The sequence below is a fragment of the Stenotrophomonas sp. STK17_22 genome, assembly GCF_051983905.1.
Lineage (GTDB): Bacteria > Pseudomonadota > Gammaproteobacteria > Xanthomonadales > Xanthomonadaceae > Stenotrophomonas > Stenotrophomonas maltophilia_A.
The window spans coordinates 1,046,101-1,063,641 of sequence record NZ_CP197010.1 but is presented as its reverse complement, the minus strand read 5'-3'; the positions used below and the strand labels follow the sequence as shown (position 1 = coordinate 1,063,641).

At 66.4% G+C, this 17,541-nt stretch carries 19 protein-coding genes and 1 tRNA gene; 4 read left to right on the top strand and 16 right to left on the bottom strand.

All coding sequences use genetic code 11. The features are described 5' to 3' along the window. Nucleotides 1–20 precede the first annotated feature (20 nt). Complete coding sequence (locus tag ACSYS9_RS04785; protein WP_049400651.1) at nucleotides 21–401, bottom strand: tautomerase family protein; 381 nt, start codon at nucleotides 399–401, stop codon at nucleotides 21–23. A 288-nt stretch (nucleotides 402–689) separates the two neighbouring features. Here ACSYS9_RS04785 and ACSYS9_RS04780 point away from each other — a divergent pair, with 288 nt between their 5' ends. After that, complete coding sequence (locus ACSYS9_RS04780) at nucleotides 690–1,253, top strand: hypothetical protein (RefSeq protein ID WP_071228029.1); 564 nt, start codon at nucleotides 690–692, stop codon at nucleotides 1,251–1,253. 84 nt (nucleotides 1,254–1,337) lie between these two features. Here ACSYS9_RS04780 and ACSYS9_RS04775 read toward each other — a convergent pair. The 6 genes from ACSYS9_RS04775 to ACSYS9_RS04750 form a co-directional block, all read right to left on the bottom strand. Next, a tRNA-Val gene (locus ACSYS9_RS04775) sits at nucleotides 1,338–1,412 on the bottom strand. Between the two features lie 116 nt (nucleotides 1,413–1,528). After that, nucleotides 1,529–1,882, bottom strand: a complete 354-nt coding sequence (locus ACSYS9_RS04770; protein WP_005412452.1) for a PilZ domain-containing protein — start codon at nucleotides 1,880–1,882, stop codon at nucleotides 1,529–1,531. Then, nucleotides 1,879–2,835, bottom strand: a complete 957-nt coding sequence (locus ACSYS9_RS04765) for a DNA polymerase III subunit delta' (protein WP_049463477.1) — start codon at nucleotides 2,833–2,835, stop codon at nucleotides 1,879–1,881. The genes ACSYS9_RS04770 and ACSYS9_RS04765 overlap by 4 nt, the downstream gene beginning before the upstream one ends. Then, on the bottom strand, nucleotides 2,832–3,497 hold the full coding sequence (gene tmk, locus ACSYS9_RS04760) for a dTMP kinase (protein WP_049400648.1): 666 nt from the start codon (nucleotides 3,495–3,497) through the stop codon (nucleotides 2,832–2,834). Before tmk ends, ACSYS9_RS04765 begins: the two co-directional genes overlap by 4 nt. Then, the gene (mltG, locus tag ACSYS9_RS04755; protein ID WP_071228028.1) at nucleotides 3,494–4,555 is read right to left on the bottom strand and encodes an endolytic transglycosylase MltG; all 1,062 of its coding nucleotides are present in this window, start codon (nucleotides 4,553–4,555) and stop codon (nucleotides 3,494–3,496) included. Before mltG ends, tmk begins: the two co-directional genes overlap by 4 nt. 211 nt (nucleotides 4,556–4,766) lie before the next feature. Beyond that, on the bottom strand, nucleotides 4,767–6,131 hold the full coding sequence (locus ACSYS9_RS04750) for an aminodeoxychorismate synthase component I (protein ID WP_071228027.1): 1,365 nt from the start codon (nucleotides 6,129–6,131) through the stop codon (nucleotides 4,767–4,769). A gap of 341 nt (nucleotides 6,132–6,472) precedes the next feature. Between ACSYS9_RS04750 and ACSYS9_RS04745 the strand changes: the two genes are divergently transcribed. Next, nucleotides 6,473–7,435 carry an IS110 family transposase gene (locus ACSYS9_RS04745; RefSeq protein ID WP_132808894.1) on the top strand — a complete coding sequence of 321 codons (963 nt, stop codon included), beginning with the start codon at nucleotides 6,473–6,475 and terminating at the stop codon, nucleotides 7,433–7,435. 34 nt (nucleotides 7,436–7,469) lie between these two features. Here ACSYS9_RS04745 and fabF read toward each other — a convergent pair whose 3' ends face one another. The 8 genes from fabF to ACSYS9_RS04705 form a co-directional block, all read right to left on the bottom strand. Next, a complete protein-coding gene (gene fabF, locus ACSYS9_RS04740) occupies nucleotides 7,470–8,732 on the bottom strand; it encodes a beta-ketoacyl-ACP synthase II (protein WP_071228026.1) in 1,263 nt (420 codons plus the stop codon). Nucleotides 8,733–8,875: 143 nt separating this feature from the next. Then, nucleotides 8,876–9,115 (bottom strand): acyl carrier protein, encoded by a 240-nt coding sequence (acpP, locus tag ACSYS9_RS04735; protein WP_005415509.1) that lies wholly within the window; start codon nucleotides 9,113–9,115, stop codon nucleotides 8,876–8,878. A 152-nt stretch (nucleotides 9,116–9,267) separates the two neighbouring features. Beyond that, nucleotides 9,268–10,011, bottom strand: a complete 744-nt coding sequence (gene fabG, locus ACSYS9_RS04730) for a 3-oxoacyl-ACP reductase FabG (protein WP_004146899.1) — start codon at nucleotides 10,009–10,011, stop codon at nucleotides 9,268–9,270. A gap of 82 nt (nucleotides 10,012–10,093) precedes the next feature. Continuing rightward, nucleotides 10,094–11,038, bottom strand: a complete 945-nt coding sequence (fabD, locus tag ACSYS9_RS04725) for an ACP S-malonyltransferase (protein WP_071228025.1) — start codon at nucleotides 11,036–11,038, stop codon at nucleotides 10,094–10,096. Between the two features lie 135 nt (nucleotides 11,039–11,173). After that, nucleotides 11,174–11,956, bottom strand: a complete 783-nt coding sequence (locus ACSYS9_RS04720; protein WP_071228024.1) for a serine/threonine protein phosphatase — start codon at nucleotides 11,954–11,956, stop codon at nucleotides 11,174–11,176. A gap of 77 nt (nucleotides 11,957–12,033) precedes the next feature. Continuing rightward, the gene (locus tag ACSYS9_RS04715; RefSeq protein ID WP_071228023.1) at nucleotides 12,034–13,011 is read right to left on the bottom strand and encodes a beta-ketoacyl-ACP synthase III; all 978 of its coding nucleotides are present in this window, start codon (nucleotides 13,009–13,011) and stop codon (nucleotides 12,034–12,036) included. A gap of 91 nt (nucleotides 13,012–13,102) precedes the next feature. Further along, a complete protein-coding gene (rpmF, locus tag ACSYS9_RS04710) occupies nucleotides 13,103–13,297 on the bottom strand; it encodes a 50S ribosomal protein L32 (protein WP_005408308.1) in 195 nt (64 codons plus the stop codon). A 107-nt stretch (nucleotides 13,298–13,404) separates the two neighbouring features. Continuing rightward, entirely contained in the window at nucleotides 13,405–13,914 is a 510-nt protein-coding gene (locus ACSYS9_RS04705) for a YceD family protein (RefSeq protein ID WP_071228022.1), read from the bottom strand. 113 nt (nucleotides 13,915–14,027) lie between these two features. Here ACSYS9_RS04705 and ACSYS9_RS04700 point away from each other — a divergent pair, with 113 nt between their 5' ends. Further along, nucleotides 14,028–14,597, top strand: a complete 570-nt coding sequence (locus ACSYS9_RS04700; RefSeq protein WP_071228021.1) for a Maf family protein — start codon at nucleotides 14,028–14,030, stop codon at nucleotides 14,595–14,597. A gap of 98 nt (nucleotides 14,598–14,695) precedes the next feature. Here ACSYS9_RS04700 and ACSYS9_RS04695 read toward each other — a convergent pair whose 3' ends face one another. Further along, the gene (locus tag ACSYS9_RS04695; protein ID WP_071228020.1) at nucleotides 14,696–16,531 is read right to left on the bottom strand and encodes a glycosyltransferase family 39 protein; all 1,836 of its coding nucleotides are present in this window, start codon (nucleotides 16,529–16,531) and stop codon (nucleotides 14,696–14,698) included. Nucleotides 16,532–16,573: 42 nt separating this feature from the next. Between ACSYS9_RS04695 and ACSYS9_RS04690 the strand changes: the two genes are divergently transcribed. Next, a complete protein-coding gene (locus ACSYS9_RS04690; RefSeq protein WP_049400642.1) occupies nucleotides 16,574–17,527 on the top strand; it encodes an AAA family ATPase in 954 nt (317 codons plus the stop codon). Nucleotides 17,528–17,541: the final 14 nt, after the last annotated feature.

Below are 17,541 nucleotides of genomic sequence, written 5' to 3'. Positions count from 1 at the left end.
GCGTGAATGCGCTTCGCGCATCAACTCACGTACTGCGCCTGCCCGTTCCCGAACGACCAGTTTTCCCGCTTCACTTCCACCAGGTTGATGAACACATCCTCGCGGCGGATACCCACCGCCGCGTGCAGGCCCTCGGCGATGCCGGCGTACAGCGCCTTCTTCTGCTCCAGCGTGCGCCCTTCGTTCCAGGTGATCTGGATGCAGATGAAATCGTCGGTGCGGTCCACGCCCAGGTAGCCGGGGTCATAGATCAACGTGCCCGGCTCATGTTGCTGGAAAATCTGGAAGCGATCGTTCTCCGGCACGCCCACCGCGCGCATGGCCTGGTAGATGGTTTCGCCGACGCGTTGCAGGTAGTCGGCGGATTTACCTTTGCGAAGATCAATGCGGGCGAGCGGCATGGTGGCACTCCAGAGTGGATGGGCACGGCGACGGGCTGAGACTACGCCTGCCCGGGGCGGCGGGACAGCGCAGGGATGGAACCCTCTGCTTCCATTCGTGGCACGGGCCCGCCCACGTGCGTAACGAAGGCGACCCGGACGAACAGTTGGGCGCCTTCCACACCGACGGGCTGATCGTGGCCGCGCGACAGCTGGTACGCGAGGCACATCATTGCCTCTCCGGCGACGACGCCTGACCGGCCCGGATTTGCGCCCGCTACAATCGAGCAGGGAGCGCAGGAGGCCGCAATGGACGTCGAACACCTGGAGTACTTCAAGGCCGCACTGGAAGGCCGCGCAAGCGTGGGCTGGAACGTCTGGTTCACCGCCAACCAGCAGGCGCTGGCACAACACCTGAGCCGTCCTGCACTGCTGCGCTTGAAGTTCAGCAAACTGGATGAAGCCGAACGCCTGCTGGCCGAGGCCGGCATCGTGCCCTGCAGCACAGCGGGCAAGCGCTACGAAATGTACTGCGCGCAGTTCTCGGCGGACGTGGTGGACGCGAACGGTCGCCCGCTACCGGCCATCTGGCGCGCGGCGCACGGCGGTGCCATCGGCCTGCTTGCCGATGGTGAGGAGGAGGCCGGCCAGGCGAAGCTGCTCGCGGAGTTCCGCCGCGTCCGCAAGCGCGGACTGCAGCAGGCCCATGAATGGTTGGCCGATCTGTGCTTTGAAGGCGAGATGGAACTGAGCGGCGGCAATGCCGATGTGGGCCGTAGCCTGCTGGCGGTGGTGGTGCGGGCCGGCAGCGGTCACGACCTGCTGGATGCAACCGCGATGATCGCGCGCGAGCTGCTGGAGGACCTCGGCTGAAACGGTGATCGCTTCGGCGGGCACTACGGAATCACAGGCAACAAAAAAGCCCCCATTGCTGGAGGCTTCTTTCGTTCTGCAACATGGTGGGCGGTACAGGGATCGAACCTGTGACCCTTGCCGTGTGAAGGCAATGCTCTACCGCTGAGCTAACCGCCCGGTGTGTTGCTGAGCCGCTCATTATAGGGGCTTTTCAGAGGCCGTCAACAGTTTTTCACATTCGTGTTCACAGGCGTTTCGGGGCATGCAACCGAGCATGCCCGGCGCTACCGCAATCACATCGTGTGGGTCGGCTTGTCCGAGCCGGTCAGGCCGGCCAGCAGGGTCTCGATCTTGTGGCGCACGCCCTCGCCTTCGGCACCGTCGGCCAGCTGCACGCCGATGCCGGCGGTGCGGTTACCCTGCGCGCCGGCCGGGGTCACCCAGATCACCTTGCCGGCCACCGGCAGGCGCTCGCTGGAATCGGGCAGGGTCAGCAACAGGAACACTTCGTCACCCAGGAAGTAGCGCTTGGGCGTGGGCACGAAGATGCCGCCGTTCTTCACGAATGGCATGTACGCGCTGTACAGCGCGGCTTTGTCCTTCACGGCCAGGGACAGGATGCCCTGGCGGGCGTTGCTGGCACTCATCGATTTCCCCTTGCGGCAGGCCGCTCGTTCACCTTGTTCCAGGCCAGCAGCAACTCGACCACGGCAAGGTCTGCACGCACCGTGGTGCGCAGCAGGTCGCGGGTGCGGTTGGCCGCATCGAACCAGGCTGCAAGCTTGTGCAATCGCTCCGGCGTGGTCAAGGCATCGGTGCTGGCCTGGGCCAGCGCCAGGTCGGCGGCGAAGCGCAGGCGCAGCGCCGCGTTGTCATCACCGCACCACTTCTGCGCCAGCTCCACCGCGCCGGTCTTGCCGGCGGCCAGCTGTTCCAGCTCGCGGCCCACTTCGCGGCGCAGGCTCAGGCCATCTTCGCGCAGCCAGTTGTCAGCCTGGCCGGGATGGCCGCGCGCTGCGTCCAGCGCTTCGCGCGCGGCCGCTTCGCTGTGGCCCTGCTGCTGCAGCCAGGCCAGCGCTTCGTGCTGCGGCGGCAACTTGAATTCCAGACGCTGGCAACGGCTGCGGATGGTCTGCGGCAGGCGCGCCGGGTCGCTGCTGATCAGCCACAGGTAGCGGCCGGGCTGCGGCTCTTCCAGCGTCTTCAGCAGCGCGTTGGCCGCCGAGCGGTTGATCGCATCGGCGGGGTCGACGATCACCACCTGCGCCACGCCGTACTGCGGGGTCAGCGCCAGCTTGTCGGTGATCTCGCGCATCTGCTCGATGACGATCTCGGTACGCAGCTTGTCGCCGCTCTTGTTCGGAATGAAGCTGACCAGCTGCAGGTCAGGATGGGTGCCGGCGGCGATCAGCTGGCGCGTGCGCGTGGCATGCGCGGCATCACCGCGCGCCAGCACGTGGTCGGCCAGCGCCAGTGCCACCTCGCGCTTGCCCAGCCCGGCCGGGCCGCAGATCAGCAGGCCATGACCAAGGCGGTCGGCATCGAGCGCTGCCACGGTCTGGTCGAACGCGCGCTGCTGCCACGGCGAGAACGTGCTCATGCGCCCTCCCCGTCCTGCAGCCAGCGCTCGACCTGCGCGACCACATCGGCCGCTACACGCGCCTGCACCTGGCCGGCGTCGATCAGCGCGAAGCGCTGCGGGTCCTGCTGCGCGCGGCTGCGGAACACTTCGCGCACGCGCTGGAAGAAATCATCCTGTTCGCTTTCGATGCGGTCCGGCCACAGATCGCGCCCGTTGGCGCGTGCGCGGCCTACTGCCACGTCCACGTCCAGCAGCAGGGTCAGGCCCGGCAGCAGGCCCACCGCGCGTCGTTCCAGATCGGCAATCCACTGCGGGTCGAGGCCGCGGCCACCGCCCTGGTAGGCATAGCTGGAATCGGTGAAGCGATCGCTCAGCACATAGGCGCCGCGCTGCAGTGCCGGCTGGATCACCTGGCGCACATGCTGCGCGCGTGCAGCGAACACCAGCAGCAGCTCGGCTTCGGCGCTGAGCGGTTCGGCGGCGATCTCGGCATCGGGTTTCAGCACCAGGCCACGGATGCGCTCGGCCAGCGGCGTACCGCCCGGCTCGCGGGTCAGTACCACCTCATGACCGTGGCTGCGCAGGCAGTCACGGATGGCATTGATGGCGGTGGTCTTGCCTGCGCCCTCGCCGCCTTCCAGGCTGACGAAACGCGGGTGGCGAAGCAGCGCGGGACTCATTGCGCCGGGGTCTCCTTGGTACGTTGCTGGCGCAGCTGCTGCAGGTAGCGGGCCACTGCGGCGTTGTGCTGGTCCAGGCTGGGCGAGAACACGTGCGCGCCACTGCCATCGCCCACGGCGACGAAGTACAGCGCGTCGCCCGCTGCGGGTTGCGCGGCCGCCATCAGCGCATCGCGGCTGGGCATGGCGATCGGGGTCGGGGTCAGGCCGGCGCGGGTATAGGTGTTGTAGGGCGTATCGGTGGTCAGGTCGCGGCGGCGGATGTTGCCGTCATACGCAGCACCGATGCCGTAGATCACGGTCGGGTCGGTCTGCAGGCGCATGCCGATCTTCAGGCGGCGCATGAACACGCCGGCAATCTGCGGACGCTCGCTGGCCAGCGCGGTTTCCTTCTCGATGATCGAGGCCATCGTCAGCAGTTCGTAGGGCGTGTTGATCGGCAGGTCCGGCGCACGGCTTTCCCAGGCTTCATCCAGTGCGTCCTGCATTGCAGCGTGAGCACGCTTGAGCACATCCAGATCGGTGTCGCCACGCTGGTAGACGTAGGTCTCCGGCAGGAAGCGGCCTTCCGGATGCTGGCCACCGAAGCCGAGGCGCTGCATCAACGCGGCGTCATCGAGGTTGTCGGTGGTGTGCAGCAGCGGCTCAGCGCGCTTGAGCGCGGCACGCAACTGGCGGATGTTCCAGCCCTCAATGATCGTGACGCGGTGCTGCAGCACCTTGCCGGCGCGCATGCGCAGCAGCAGATCACGCGGGGTCAGGTCGCTGCTGAGCGCGTACTCACCCACCTTCAGCTTGCCGGCCGCATCGAGCTGGCGCGCCAGCAGCTGCCACTGCGCGTCCTGGCCCTCGTCCACGCCGGCGTCGCGCAGCTTGCGCAGCACCGTGTTCATGCCGTCGCCACTGGCGATGACCACGCTCTCGGCGGACGGGGTGATCGGGGCGTCGGCGAACCGGGTCTGCTGGTAGAAGAACCACGCGCCCGCGCCGGCCACGACGGCGGCCAGCACCACCACCAGCGTTACCACGAACAGACACCCGCGCTTGGCTCCCGCCATGGACTACCTCTGAACTCGATTCCGTCGTGCAGGATACCGTGCCGGTGGATTGGGGTCATGACCGGGGGCATGCGCCTGTGCCGACCGACGGTCGGCACCCACCCGAACAATGGCACCCACCGGTACCGGTAGTGCCGGCCGCTGGCCGGCAATCGCGCGGATCATGGGTGCATGAGGTTGCCGGCCAGCGGCCGGCACTACCGGAATACGCCTATCCCTGCTGGCCGAGCGCGCGCAGCAGGCCGCGGGCCTTGGCGCGGGTCTCGTCCAGTTCCTTGTCCGGGTCCGAGTCGACCACGATGCCGGCGCCGGTGCGGAAGCTCACCTCGTGGCCATCCACTTCGGCGGTGCGGATCAGGATGTTCAGGTCCAGGTCGCCATCGCGGTTCAGCCAGCCGAACGCGCCGGTGTAGGCACCACGCGGCACCTGCTCCAGCTCGCTGATGATCTGCATGCAGCGCACCTTCGGGCAGCCGGTGATGGTGCCGCCGGGGAAGGTGGCGGCGATCACCTCGCCAGGGGTGACCTCCGGGCGCAGATGGCCGCTGACGTTGCTGACGATGTGATGCACGTGCGCGTAGCTCTCCACGGTCATCAGCTCATCGACCACCACGGTACCAGGCAGGCAGATGCGGCCCAGGTCGTTGCGCTCCAGGTCGATCAGCATCACGTGCTCGGCACGCTCCTTCGGGTGACCGACCAGCTCCTGGATGCGCGCAGCATCATCGTCCCCCTCGAAGCGCGGACGCGTGCCGGCAATCGGACGGGTCTGCGCGTGGCCGGCATGCACCGACACCAGCCGCTCCGGCGAGGAACTGACCACATGGCGGCCGTGCGCGCTGAACAGGCCGGCGAACGGTGCCGGGTTGGCACGGCGCAGCTGCGCGTACAGCGCCTGCGGGCTGACCGGTGCGGCAAACTGCGCGCCCCAGCGCCGCGACAGGTTCACCTGGAACACATCGCCGGCACGCAGGTATTCGATCACCCGGCGCACGGCGTCGGTGAAGCGCTGCGGCGCATCCTCGCCCACCGACTGCGGCGGCTGCCAGCCCTGCCCGGCTTCGGGCAGCACGGCCGAGGCCAGTGCCACCAGCGCATCCAGCAACGCCTGCTCACCGGCTTCGGCGATGACGAAGCTGGCCTCGTTGTGGTGGTCGTGCAGCACCGCGGCCGGGCAGCGCAGCGCCAGCGCGGTCGGGCGGCCGTCCTCGCGTGCGCGCGCCGGCAGCACCGGTTCTATCTGGCTGGCCACTTCGTAGTCCAGCATCAACGCCCAACCGCCGCGGAACGGCAGGCTGTGGCTGCCGTCATGCGGCAGGCGTTCGTGCTGCCAGGCGCGGTCCAGCACCTGCAGGAAGCTGCCGGCGTGTACCGCGTCGTGCTGGTCGCGCACCTGGCCATCGGCATCCAGCCGCAGGCTATCGCCCTGCGCGGCCAGCAGCAGGCTCCAGCGGCCCTGGGCGGTGCCCGAAGCGGTGGATTCCATCAGCAGCGGGAAGCGCGACGGGTCGTGCTGCTGCAGGGCCAGCAGATCGATCGGGTGCGGCAGCGGGTGGATCAGCGGTGCGTGGGTCATGGCAGCCAGTTCGGGGATTCAGATGCACGGAAGCCGCCTTGCGGCGGCCTCCTCGTGCGTAACGCACGTTCAGTCGAGCATGGCTCGACTCTACACAAGGGCGGAGTCGAGCAAGCTTGTATGTTCCTCCCGGCTCCTACGCGGTATGTAGGAGCCAGGGTGGAGGGACCGTCAAGCATGCATCTGCGGATACTAGCCGACAGACGAGTCGAGCGATCCCCATCCCGCACACGAACGTCGATAAAGGATCGTACGGCCCCCAAAGGGGATCGTCGATGTAGGCAAGCTAACGTCGGTGCGGTACCACCCCAGCCCCTTAAAGATAGCTGGGAGCCGTACAAATGTCTGATTCTCTCGATATTGGCGTGGACGTGGACTCCAAGGAGTTCGTACCGGCAGTGGCCGACCGCAAGGCCGGCGACAGGATCGCCAACACCCGGGCCGGCATAGCCCAGTGGCTCAACACCTTGCCCCAGCGATGCCGGATTGGCATGGAGGCGACGGGGCGGTACTACGAGTTGTTGGCTCGGATGGCTGGCCAGGCAGGCCACGTTGTCTATGTGATCAATCCACGTCTGATCAAGCACTACGGCCGGGCGACGGGCTCGCGTGGCAAGACGGACGCCATGGACGCCGAAGCGATCGCCCGGTACGTGAAGAAGGAGAACGATCGCCTGCGTGAATACGTACCGCGTACCGATGAGCAGCAGCAGATGCACGATTTGCTGCGCAAGCGGCAGACGCTGGTAAAGACACGCGCGCGGCTGGAGCAATCCTTCGGGGTAAGCAAAAGTGCCCCCGGGGAGCTGTCAGATCTGTTCTGCGCTCTGGCTGGGACGCTGTCCGAGCTGGAAAGCGAACTGCAGCGCTTGGGTCGCGATGGAGAGCATGGCACGCTCTACAAGCGCCTGTTGACCATCCCTGGTATCGGCCCCGCCGTCGCCGCTCACCTGATTTACTACATGACGCGCTGGCCGTTGGCCAACGCCAACGCGTGGATCGCCTGCACCGGCCTGGATCCCCGGCCTAACGAGTCTGGCGGCAGAACGGGACGGCGTCGGCTGTCCAAACAGGGCGCGCCAGTGCTGCGCCAGATGCTCTACATGGCCGCCATGGGGCTCAAGCGGTGTCGTCGGGGGCAACCGCTCTACGACGAGCTGTCAAAACGCGGTCACCCCAGCACCGCCGTCTTCAACATCCTGGCCAGAAAGCTGGCCAGGATCGCCTGGGGTGTCTTCAAAAGCGGCCGGGACTTCGATCCGGCGATGCTGAAGGTGGGTCAAGCCTGCTTCCAGCAGGCTTGACCACGAACATAGGATCTCGACTCTACAACGTCGGTCAGACGCGCTTGAAGATCAGCGTGCCGTTGGTGCCGCCGAAGCCGAAGCCATTGGACATCGCCACGTCGACCTTGGCCTGGCGTGCTTCATTGGGCACGTAGTCCAGGTCGCAGCCTTCGCCCGGCTGCTGCAGGTTGATGGTCGGCGGGATGACGTTGTCCTGCAGCGCCATCACCGAGAAGATCGCTTCCACGCCACCGGCAGCGCCGAGCAGGTGGCCGGTCATCGACTTGGTGGAGCTGACCATCATCTTGTAGGCGTGGTCGCCGAAGGCGGTCTTCATCGCCATGGTCTCGCCCAGGTCGCCCAGCGGCGTGGAGGTGCCGTGCGCGTTGAGGTAGCCCACCTGTTCCGGGGTCACGCCGGCGTCCTTCATGGCCATGACCATGCAGCGCGCGGCGCCTTCGCCGTTCTCGCTCGGTGCGGTCATGTGGTACGCGTCGGAGCTGGCGCCGAAGCCGGCCAGTTCGCAGTAGATCTTCGCGCCACGTGCCTTGGCGTGCTCGTACTCTTCCAGGATCAGGATGCCGGCGCCGTCGCCCAGCACGAAGCCGTCACGGTCCTTGTCCCACGGGCGCGAGGCCTGTTCCGGGGCGTCGTTGCGGGTGCTCATGGCCTTCATCGCGCAGAAGCCGCCCAGTGCGGTCGGCGACGAGCCACGCTCGGCACCACCGACCACCATCACGTCGGCATCGCCGTACTGGATCATGCGCATGGCGGTGCCGATCGAATGGTTCGAGGTCGCGCACGCAGACACCGCCGAGAACGACGGGCCCTTCAGGCCGGTGATGATGCTCAGCTGGCCCGGCAGCATGTTGATGATGGTCTTGGGCACGTAGAAGGGCGAGATCTTCTTGCCCTCATGGAACTCGATGGTCTGCTCTTCGATGCCGAGCAGGCCGCCGATGCCGGCGCCGACGATGGCGCCGATGCGCTCGGCATTGGCGTCGGTGATTTCCAGGCCCGAGTCGTGCAGGGCCATGAACGAGGCACCGAGGCCGTAATGGATGAACGGGTCCATCTTCTTGGCATCCTTGCCGCTGACCCGGAACTTGCCGAACAGTTCATTGTCGGCGGTGATGTCGAATCCCTTGACCTCACCTGCAATCTTGGTGGTGAACCGATCCAGATAGGCATCAGAAACGTTGGTCAGCGGACCGATGCCCGAACGACCCTGGGTGATGCCTTCCCAGCTGCTGGCCAGATCATTGCCCAACGGCGAGACGATACCCAGGCCGGTTACGACGACGCGACGCTTCATTGCTGATTCTCCTGGCCCGGATGGTTTCAACGGGCAACTCGGTTTGCTTCGGTGTGATGCTCAAACACACGGGGCCGCAACAGCGGCCCCATGGGGTGCGGTGCGCGGCGAGCGTGAGCCCGCGCGCGCACTGCCGTCTGACATCAGGCCTTGACGTGGGCCTTGATGTAGTCGATGGCGGCCTGCACGGTGCTGATCTTCTCGGCTTCTTCGTCCGGGATCTCGCACTCGAATTCTTCTTCCAGGGCCATCACCAGCTCGACGGTGTCCAGCGAGTCAGCGCCCAGGTCATCGACGAACGATGCGCTGTTGGTGACTTCTTCTTCCTTGACGCCAAGCTGTTCGACGACGATTTTCTTGACGCGTTCTTCGATGGTGCTCATGGGATCTCGCTCCAGATGGAGTTGTGGTTCAAAAGTGGTCGCCATCAAAGGCGATGGCCGTGGGATAGTGTAGTGGAAACCGGCGCGGCCTTGCATCGCAGCAAAAACCTCCGCAGATCAACCACTTGCGGCGCAATCCCTGCGCCCCTTGCTTACGGCATGTACATGCCACCGTTCACATGGAGGGTTTCGCCGGTGATGTAACCGGCAGCCGGGCCGGCCAGGAAGGCCACCGCATGGGCGATGTCTTCCGGCGAACCCAGGCGTTCGAGGGCGATGTCGTTGATCAGCGCGGTACGCGCTTCTTCCGGCAACGCCTTGGTCATGTCGGTGTCGATGAAGCCGGGTGCGACAACATTGACGGTGACACCGCGCGAACCGATTTCCTTGGCCAGCGACTTGCTGAAGCCGATGATGCCGGCCTTGGCGGCAGCGTAGTTGGCCTGGCCGGCATTGCCGGTCACGCCCACCACCGATGCGATGTTGATGATGCGGCCCTTGCGCGCCTTCATCATGCCGCGCATCACCGCCTTGCTGGTGCGGAACACGCTGGTCAGGTTGGTGTCGATGATCGACGCCCAGTCCTCGTCCTTCATGCGCATCAGCAGGTTGTCGCGGGTGATGCCGGCATTGTTCACCAGGATCGAGATCGGGCCGAATTCCTTGGCGATGCCATCGAGCACACTGTCCAGCGCAGCTGCGTCGGTGACGTTCAGCGCGCGGCCGTGGCCACCGTGGGCGGCCAGGCGCTCACCGATCGCGGCGGCGCCGGATTCAGTGGTGGCGGTGCCGATGACGGTGGCGCCCTGGGCGGCCAGCAGATCGGCGATGGCGGCACCAATGCCACGGCTGGCGCCGGTGACCAGTGCGATTTCACCCTGCAGGGGCTTGCTCATGATGTTTTCCTCAGGCTGGGACGGCCGCCGTACCCGTACCGCTTGCAGCGGCCACCGGTACGGTCGGCAGGAATAAGGGGGATCAGGCCGACCATGCCTCGCGGGCGGCTTCGAAGTCGCCTGGCGTGGCCAGCGAACGGCCGTCGATGGCCCTGTCGATGCGCTTGACCAGACCGGTCAGCACCTTGCCCGGGCCGCACTCGGCGATCCGGGTGACGCCACGGCCACCCAGCGCCTGCACGCACCCGGTCCACTGCACCGGCTGGTACAGCTGCTGGACCAGCGCGGTACGGATCGCGTCAATGCCGTCATGCACCTTGGCGTCGACGTTCTGCACCACCGGCAGCTGCGGCGCCTGCCAGGCCAGGCCGGCCATCACTTCGGCCAGGCGGTTGGCGGCTTCGCGCATCAACGGGGTGTGCGAGGGCACGCTCACGGCCAGCTTGACCGCCTTGCGCACGCCCTTCTCGGCCAGCAGCGCCAGCGCACGGTCGACCGCGTCGGCGTCGCCACCGATCACGATCTGGCCCGGCGAATTGAAGTTGGCCGGCACCACCACCTGGCTGCCTGCGGCTTCGGCGCAGACGTCCAGCACCAGCTGGTCTTCGGCGCCGAGCACGGCGGCCATGGCACCGACGCCGGCCGGTGCGGCTTCCTGCATCAGCTGGCCGCGCAGGCGCACCAGGTGCGCACCGTCATGCAGGCTCAGCGCGCCAGCGGCAACCAGGGCGGTGTACTCGCCCAGGCTGTGACCGGCCAGCACCGACGGGCGCGGACCGCCCGCGGCGTTCCAGGCGCGCCACACGCCGATGCTTGCGGCCAGCAGGGCCGGCTGGGTGTATTCGGTGCGGTTGAGCATTTCCTCCGGGCCACCCTGGGACAGCGCCCACAGGTCGACGCCGGCACCATCGGATGCCTCGGTGAAGGCTTCACGCACCTGCGGGTGCAGTTCAGCCAGCTCGGCCACCATGCCCACAGACTGCGAGCCCTGGCCGGGGAAGACAAAAGCGAGGGTGGATACGGTCACGCGGTCATCCGCTTGTTGCAATCGAAGCGGGCCATGATAAGGGGGAACATGCCGTGTCGTCTGTACGTGCGCGTATGCACGCGTATGGTGGGCCAGCCGCGGAACGCCGCCGGGCATGGCCCGGCGGACGCACAGTCAGCAGAACAGCTGCAGGACGTCCAGATCGCCGTCGGCGAGGAAATCCACGCACAGGCCCACCAGCACCAGCACGCCAGCGGTGCTGGCGCCATGGGCGATGAAGATGGAGTGGGCCAGCGCGCGCGCCGAGCGGCCCAGCTTCATGCAGACCCGGGCCAGGCTGCGCAGGCGGCCAGTGACCGCGTGCACGTGCTCGCGCACCGGCGCCTGCGCATCGCCCATCGCCTCGGCCATCATCGCCTGCAGGTGCTCGGGGCGGTCGGCGTAGTACTTGGCCACGCCATAGCCGAACATCAGCCAGTCGCGGGCCTGCGCTTCGGACAGATCCATCACTTCCAGCGGATCTTCCTCGAAGTCGATGAAACCGACCTTCTCGCCATCCCAGGTGAGATTGCGCGGCAACGGCTGGCCGAAATAGGCGCCGCGCGCATGCGCTGCGGCAATGGCCAGCATGGCCGCCATCACCAGGCGGTCGCGACCGGCCTCGTCGGCTTCGCGCAGGCAGGTATTGAACGAACTGCCGTTGTCGCCGATCACCAGCGCAGCATGGCCGGTACCCAGCACATCGGGCACGTTCACGCCCTGCGCCTGCAGTTCTGCAAGGCGACGGGCTTCGGTTTCGCGCGCGGCGTCACCGCCACGGTGCGGCGGCGGGCGCAGGGCATCCAGATGAAAACGACGGGCAACAAAATTGAGCAGGCCAAGGGCCAGCGCGCGGCTTCCCTTGCCGTACTGCTTCAGCCAGGCACGTTGCCCTTCGATGACGATGGGCTCAACCATGACAGGTCCTCCTTAAACGCGTTACGGCCCCAAAGGGGCCGCAACGACAAAGCTTCACGTTGTCGTAACTTGCACTATCAATAGCGCAGCAGAGCCGAACCCCACGTGAAGCCGCCGCCGAAGGCTTCCAGCAGCAGCAGCTGGCCACGTTCGACCTTGCCCGAGCGCACGGCGGCGTCCAGCGCCAGCGGCACCGAGCCGGACGAGGTATTGCCGTGCTTGTCGACGGTGACCACGACCTGGTCCATCGACATGTCCAGGCGCTTGGCGGTGGCTTCGATGATGCGCAGGTTGGCCTGGTGCGGAATCAGCCAATCCAGGTCGGACTTGTCCAGGCCGTTGGCGGCGAGGGTCTCGTCCACGACCGAGTCCAGCGCCTTGACGGCGTACTTGAACACGTCGTTGCCCTTCATGTTGATGGTGCCACCACCGTTGGCGCCGTCCTTGAAACCACTCGAGACGCCAACCGGGTTCCACAGCAGTTCCTTCTTGCTGCCATCGGCATGCAGGTGGGTGCTGAGGATGCCGGTGTCTTCGTCGGCCTTGAGCACGACAGCACCGGCGCCATCGCCGAACAGCACGCAGGTGGTGCGATCGTTCCAGTCGACCATGCGGGTCAGCGTTTCGGTGCCGATCACCAGCACGTGCTTGCAGTCGCCGGAGCGGATGAATTTGTCGGCCACGCCCAGCGCGAACACGAAGCCGGAACAGGCTGCATTGACGTCGAAGGCGGGGCACCCGGCCACACCGAGCTTGGCCTGGATCAGGCACGCGGTGGACGGGAAAATAAGGTCAGGGGTGGTCGTGCCGACCACGATCATGTCGAGCTGCGAGGCATCGATGCCTGCGGCTTCAAGCGCGCGCAGGGCAGCGTTGTAGCCAAGGTCGCTGGTGGTCTCGCCTTCGGCCGCGATGTGCCGTTCACGAATTCCGGTGCGCGACTGGATCCACTCATCCGAGGTTTCGACCATTTTTTCCAGGTCGGCATTGGTCAGGACTTTCTCCGGCAAATAGCTACCGGTGCCCGCGATCCTCGAATAGATCCGCTTGCTCATCATGTTTCCTGTTGCGCGGGCCGCCGATCACCGGCACGCCCGGGAAAGAAGGCAAAGGCCGCTGCCCGGAGGCAGCGGCCTTCCCGGCACATCAATCTTCTTCGACGGCCGAGGTCTTGGTCTGGATGACCTTCTTGCCGCGGTAGAAACCATCGGCAGTGATGTGGTGACGCAGATGCACTTCGCCGGTGGTCGGGTCGGTCGACAGCTGCTTGGCGCTCAGGGCGTCATGCGAACGGCGCTGGCCGCGGCGGGACGGGGTAACACGGGATTTCTGGACAGCCATGGGATTGCTCCAAACTCGGTTCGTTTTGCTTCGTCGTTTCGTCGCACAGGACGCCAGCGCCCAGCACACTTTTCGCTTTCGCCGCAGCCGCCGACGACAACCGGCTGCTATTGTTTCTTCAATGCCGCCAACGCCGCAAACGGGTTGGCCTGCTTTGTTTCTTCTTCGCTCGGTGCCCAGTCCTGATCGACTGCCTCACCGTCGGGCGACAGCGGCACCACAGGCACCGCCAGCACCAACTCGTCCTCGACCAGGTCCAGCGGACGCAGCTGGCCGTCTTCCGGCACCAGCAACGCCTCGTACTCCTCCGGCAGGGACGATTCCTCGTCCTCGTCGCGGATCAGGCCAAGCCTCTGGGTCACCTTCACCGGCAACAGGAATCGCTGCATGCTGCGCTGGCACGTCAGCGGCAACGCGGTGTCGATGGTCAGTTCCACATAGGATACCCGCAAGACGTCGTCGCGACCGAATTCAAGCGAGTAATTGCACTCACCGTCGGTATCTGCGACCAACCCCTGCAGGCGGGTCAATTCAGCCAGGGACACCTGACCGTCGAAGCGCCTTCGCGCTACAACCATCCGCCAGGCATCCAGCGTTTCGGGCACGTTCGCGGACATAAGCCGCTGAATACTAAGGATCGGGGCGGCGGCTGTCAAATGCCCGCCATACAGGACTTGCCGCTGGCGCTGCGGACACGCCAGACTGCCGCGCCCTGCCCCGGTATTCTCGCATGTCACTGGTCCTGGCCTCCACCTCCCGCTACCGCCGCGAGCTGCTGCAGCGATTGGGCCTTGCCTTCGACTGCGCGCGCCCGGAAGTGGATGAAACCCCGTTGAATGGCGAAGCGCCGCGGGCGCTGGCCACGCGCCTGGCTGCGGCCAAGGCCGCCGAGGTGGCTGCCCGCCATCCGGGCGCCTGGGTAATCGGCTCGGACCAGGTCGCGGACCTGAACGGCCAGCCGCTGGGCAAACCCGGTACGGTCGAGGCCGCCTGTGCGCAGCTGACAGCGATGTCCGGGCAGACCGTGCGCTTCCACACCGCCGTCTGTCTCAGCCGTGATGGAGAATCATTCACGGCCGTCGATCTGACCGAAGTCTGCTTCCGCGCACTGGAACCGGACGAGATCGCCCGCTACGTGACCACCGAGCAGCCACTGGACTGCGCCGGCAGCTTCAAATGCGAGGGTCTGGGCATCAGCCTGTTCGACGCCATCGACAACCGCGACCCGACCGCGCTGGTCGGCCTGCCGTTGATCGCGGTGTGCGGACTGCTGCGCAGGGCCGGTTTCGCGGTGCCCTGAACTGTAGCGTCGAGCCCTGCCCGACTGCTTCTGCTGTAGATGGCAGGCGGCCCGGAAAAAGCAGTCGAGCATGGCTCGACCCTACAAAAGCAGAAGCCTCAACGGACCTCGAACGGCTGCTCCTGCCATTGCTCCACGCTGCCATCGCGGCCATACAGGCGCAGGCCCAGCCAATGCCTGCCCGGCGCCAGCGTGGTGGTATCCAGCGATGCGTCGAAGCCCACCGCCGGGTGCTGCGGATCGGTGCTGTCCGGCCACACGGGGCGCACGTCGAACACACGCCCATAGCGGGCGTCACCGATGGAACGGCCATCGACCAGCACTTCGACGCGTGCCAGGCCGACGCCATCCTTGAACGCCCAGCCCTTGATCGCGAACGTGCCGGACACCTTCTCGCCATTGGACGGCGCATCCAGCCACGCCATCGCCGGCGTCACGCACGGCCCTTCCGCGCGCTGCACCGGCAGGCGGAACAACAGGAATCGCTGGAACCCGTGATCACTGCTGACCACGCGTGGCGCAGGCATCGGCCCCACCTGATCGCAGATGGCGTGATAGCGCTCCAGCAGTTCGCGATAGCGCTGGTCACTGGGTGACAGCACCAGCAGCATCGGCGCCGTGCGCTCGCCCTCATGCAGCAGGCCCCACTGTGCCAGCTGCGCGGTGCGGCCATGCTTGTCATTGAGCGGATGCGGCAGCACCTCGATGTTGCCATTGCCCAGCTGGAAGCCCAGCTCGGCGCCAACCTTGAAGTTGCCGGCCAGCACGCGCGTCCCTTCCGGCATCTGCCGCAGCTCTTCATGGACCGCTACGGCCAGTGGTTGCCAGCCAGCGAAATTGCGCGGGTAGTACTTGCTGCCGGCCATCTGCTCGCGCAGTGCCGGCGTGGATGCCATCAGGTAGTAGCCGAACGCCAGCGCCATGCCCGCGCCTGCCAGCCACCAGCCGGTGCGGCGCAGCCAGCGCGGCCAGCCGTTGAGCACTACCGGCACCGCCACCAGCAGTGCGAGGTAGCCCGGCAGCGGCCAATGGAAACTGATCCGCTCGACGTCAGTGAAGAAGCCAAGCACGAAAATGCCCAACGTGGATACGCCGCCCACCAGGCCGAAATAGCGCCACTGCACGCGCGCACCGCCACCGCTCCGGGTTCCTGCCAGCGCCACCTTCCACATCGCCATGCACAGGATCGGCGTCACCAGCATCGGCTGGATCACCAGGAACCACAGCCCGCCCCATTCAAAGGCCCAGGGATGACGCTCGACCACCTGGAATTTCAGACCGGCATCGTGGTTGTCCGCATTCCACGCCAGCAGTGGCAGCCATGCCAGCACGCCCACCGCCAGTGCGACCCATACGCGCGGATCGGCCAGCATGCGCCGCCCCTGCGGCAATGCCAGCAGCGCGATGAAACCGACGCCGATGACACCGATGAAACGGTAGTGGCTGAGCGCACCGATCAGCAGGCCCAGCGCCAGCTTCATCGCCGAGGAGGCATCCACGTTGTGCAGCAGGCGCGCACCGGCGTGCAGGCAGATCACCGCCGCCAGCGCCATCGGCACGTCGGGTACCGCCAGCAGGCCCAGCGTCGCCGACAACGGCATCAACAGCGTGAGGCTGCCCGCCTGCCAACCCGCCACATTGCCGAACCAGCGCGTGGCCGTGCGCACCACCAGCAGCGGCAACAGGGCACCGATGGCCAGGAACGGCAGGCGCAGCGCAAGCACGTGATGACCGCCGAGCTCCACGCCCAGGCGGGCCAGCCAGGCGGTCAACCCGGGCAGATCCGAATAGGCCGCGGCCAGATGCTGGCCTTCCTGCCAATAGAACGCTTCGTCGACGAACAGCGGCAAGCGCGCGGCAACGATCAGCTTGGCCGCTGTGACCAGCGTCCATAACCAGAGAAATATCGTCCGTGCGCGCTGTTCGCCTTGCATTGCTCTATGGATAATCGAGTGGATTCCAGATCTGAGACGATCATGCCAGCTTCGTCCCCCAATCCCAGCATGCTAACCGATCAATTGCGTCAGGCCCTGCGGGAGGCACAGGATCAGGTGAACGCACTGGTACTGGGCAAGGTGCCGGAAGTCAGGCTGGCGTTCGTCGCATTGCTGTCCGGCGGTCACCTGCTGATCGAAGATCTGCCCGGCCTGGGCAAGACCACGCTGGCGCATGCGCTGGCCAGCAGCCTCGGCCTCAGCTTCCAGCGCGTGCAGTTCACCTCCGATCTGTTGCCCGCCGATGTGCTGGGCGTCTCGGTGTATGAAGCCGGCAGCCGTCAGTTCCAGTTCCACCCCGGCCCGGTGTTCACCCACGTACTGCTGGCCGACGAGATCAACCGCGCACCACCGCGCACGCAGAGCGCGTTGCTGGAAGCGATGGCCGAGCAACAGGTCACCCTGGACGGACAGACGCATCCGCTGCCCGACCCGTTCTTCGTGATCGCTACGCAGAACCCGGTGGATCTGTCCGGCACGTTCCCGCTGCCGGATTCGCAGCTGGACCGCTTCCTGCTGCGACTGGCGATGGGTTACCCCAGCGCGCAGGCCGAGCGCGAGCTGCTGCGCGGCAGCGATCGCCGCGACCTGATCGCGCGTGCCGTACCGAAACTGGATGACACCCAGGTGCGCGCGCTGCGCGACGCAGTGAACCAGGTGCATGCCAGCGACGCGCTGATCGACTATGTGCAGGCGCTGCTGACCCGCAGCCGCCAGCATGCCGGTGTGCGCGTGGGCCTGTCGCCACGTGCGGGCCTGGCGCTGCTGCGCGCGGCCAAGGCACATGCACTGCTGCTGGGCCGCGGCCATGTGGTGCCCGAAGACGTGCAGACCCTGTTCGTGGCGGTGGCCGGTCACCGACTGGTGGCGGAAGCCGAATCCAGTTCGGGTCCGGCACTGGCGCGCGCGATCCTGCAGACCGTCGCGGTGGACTGAGCGTGGCCACACGC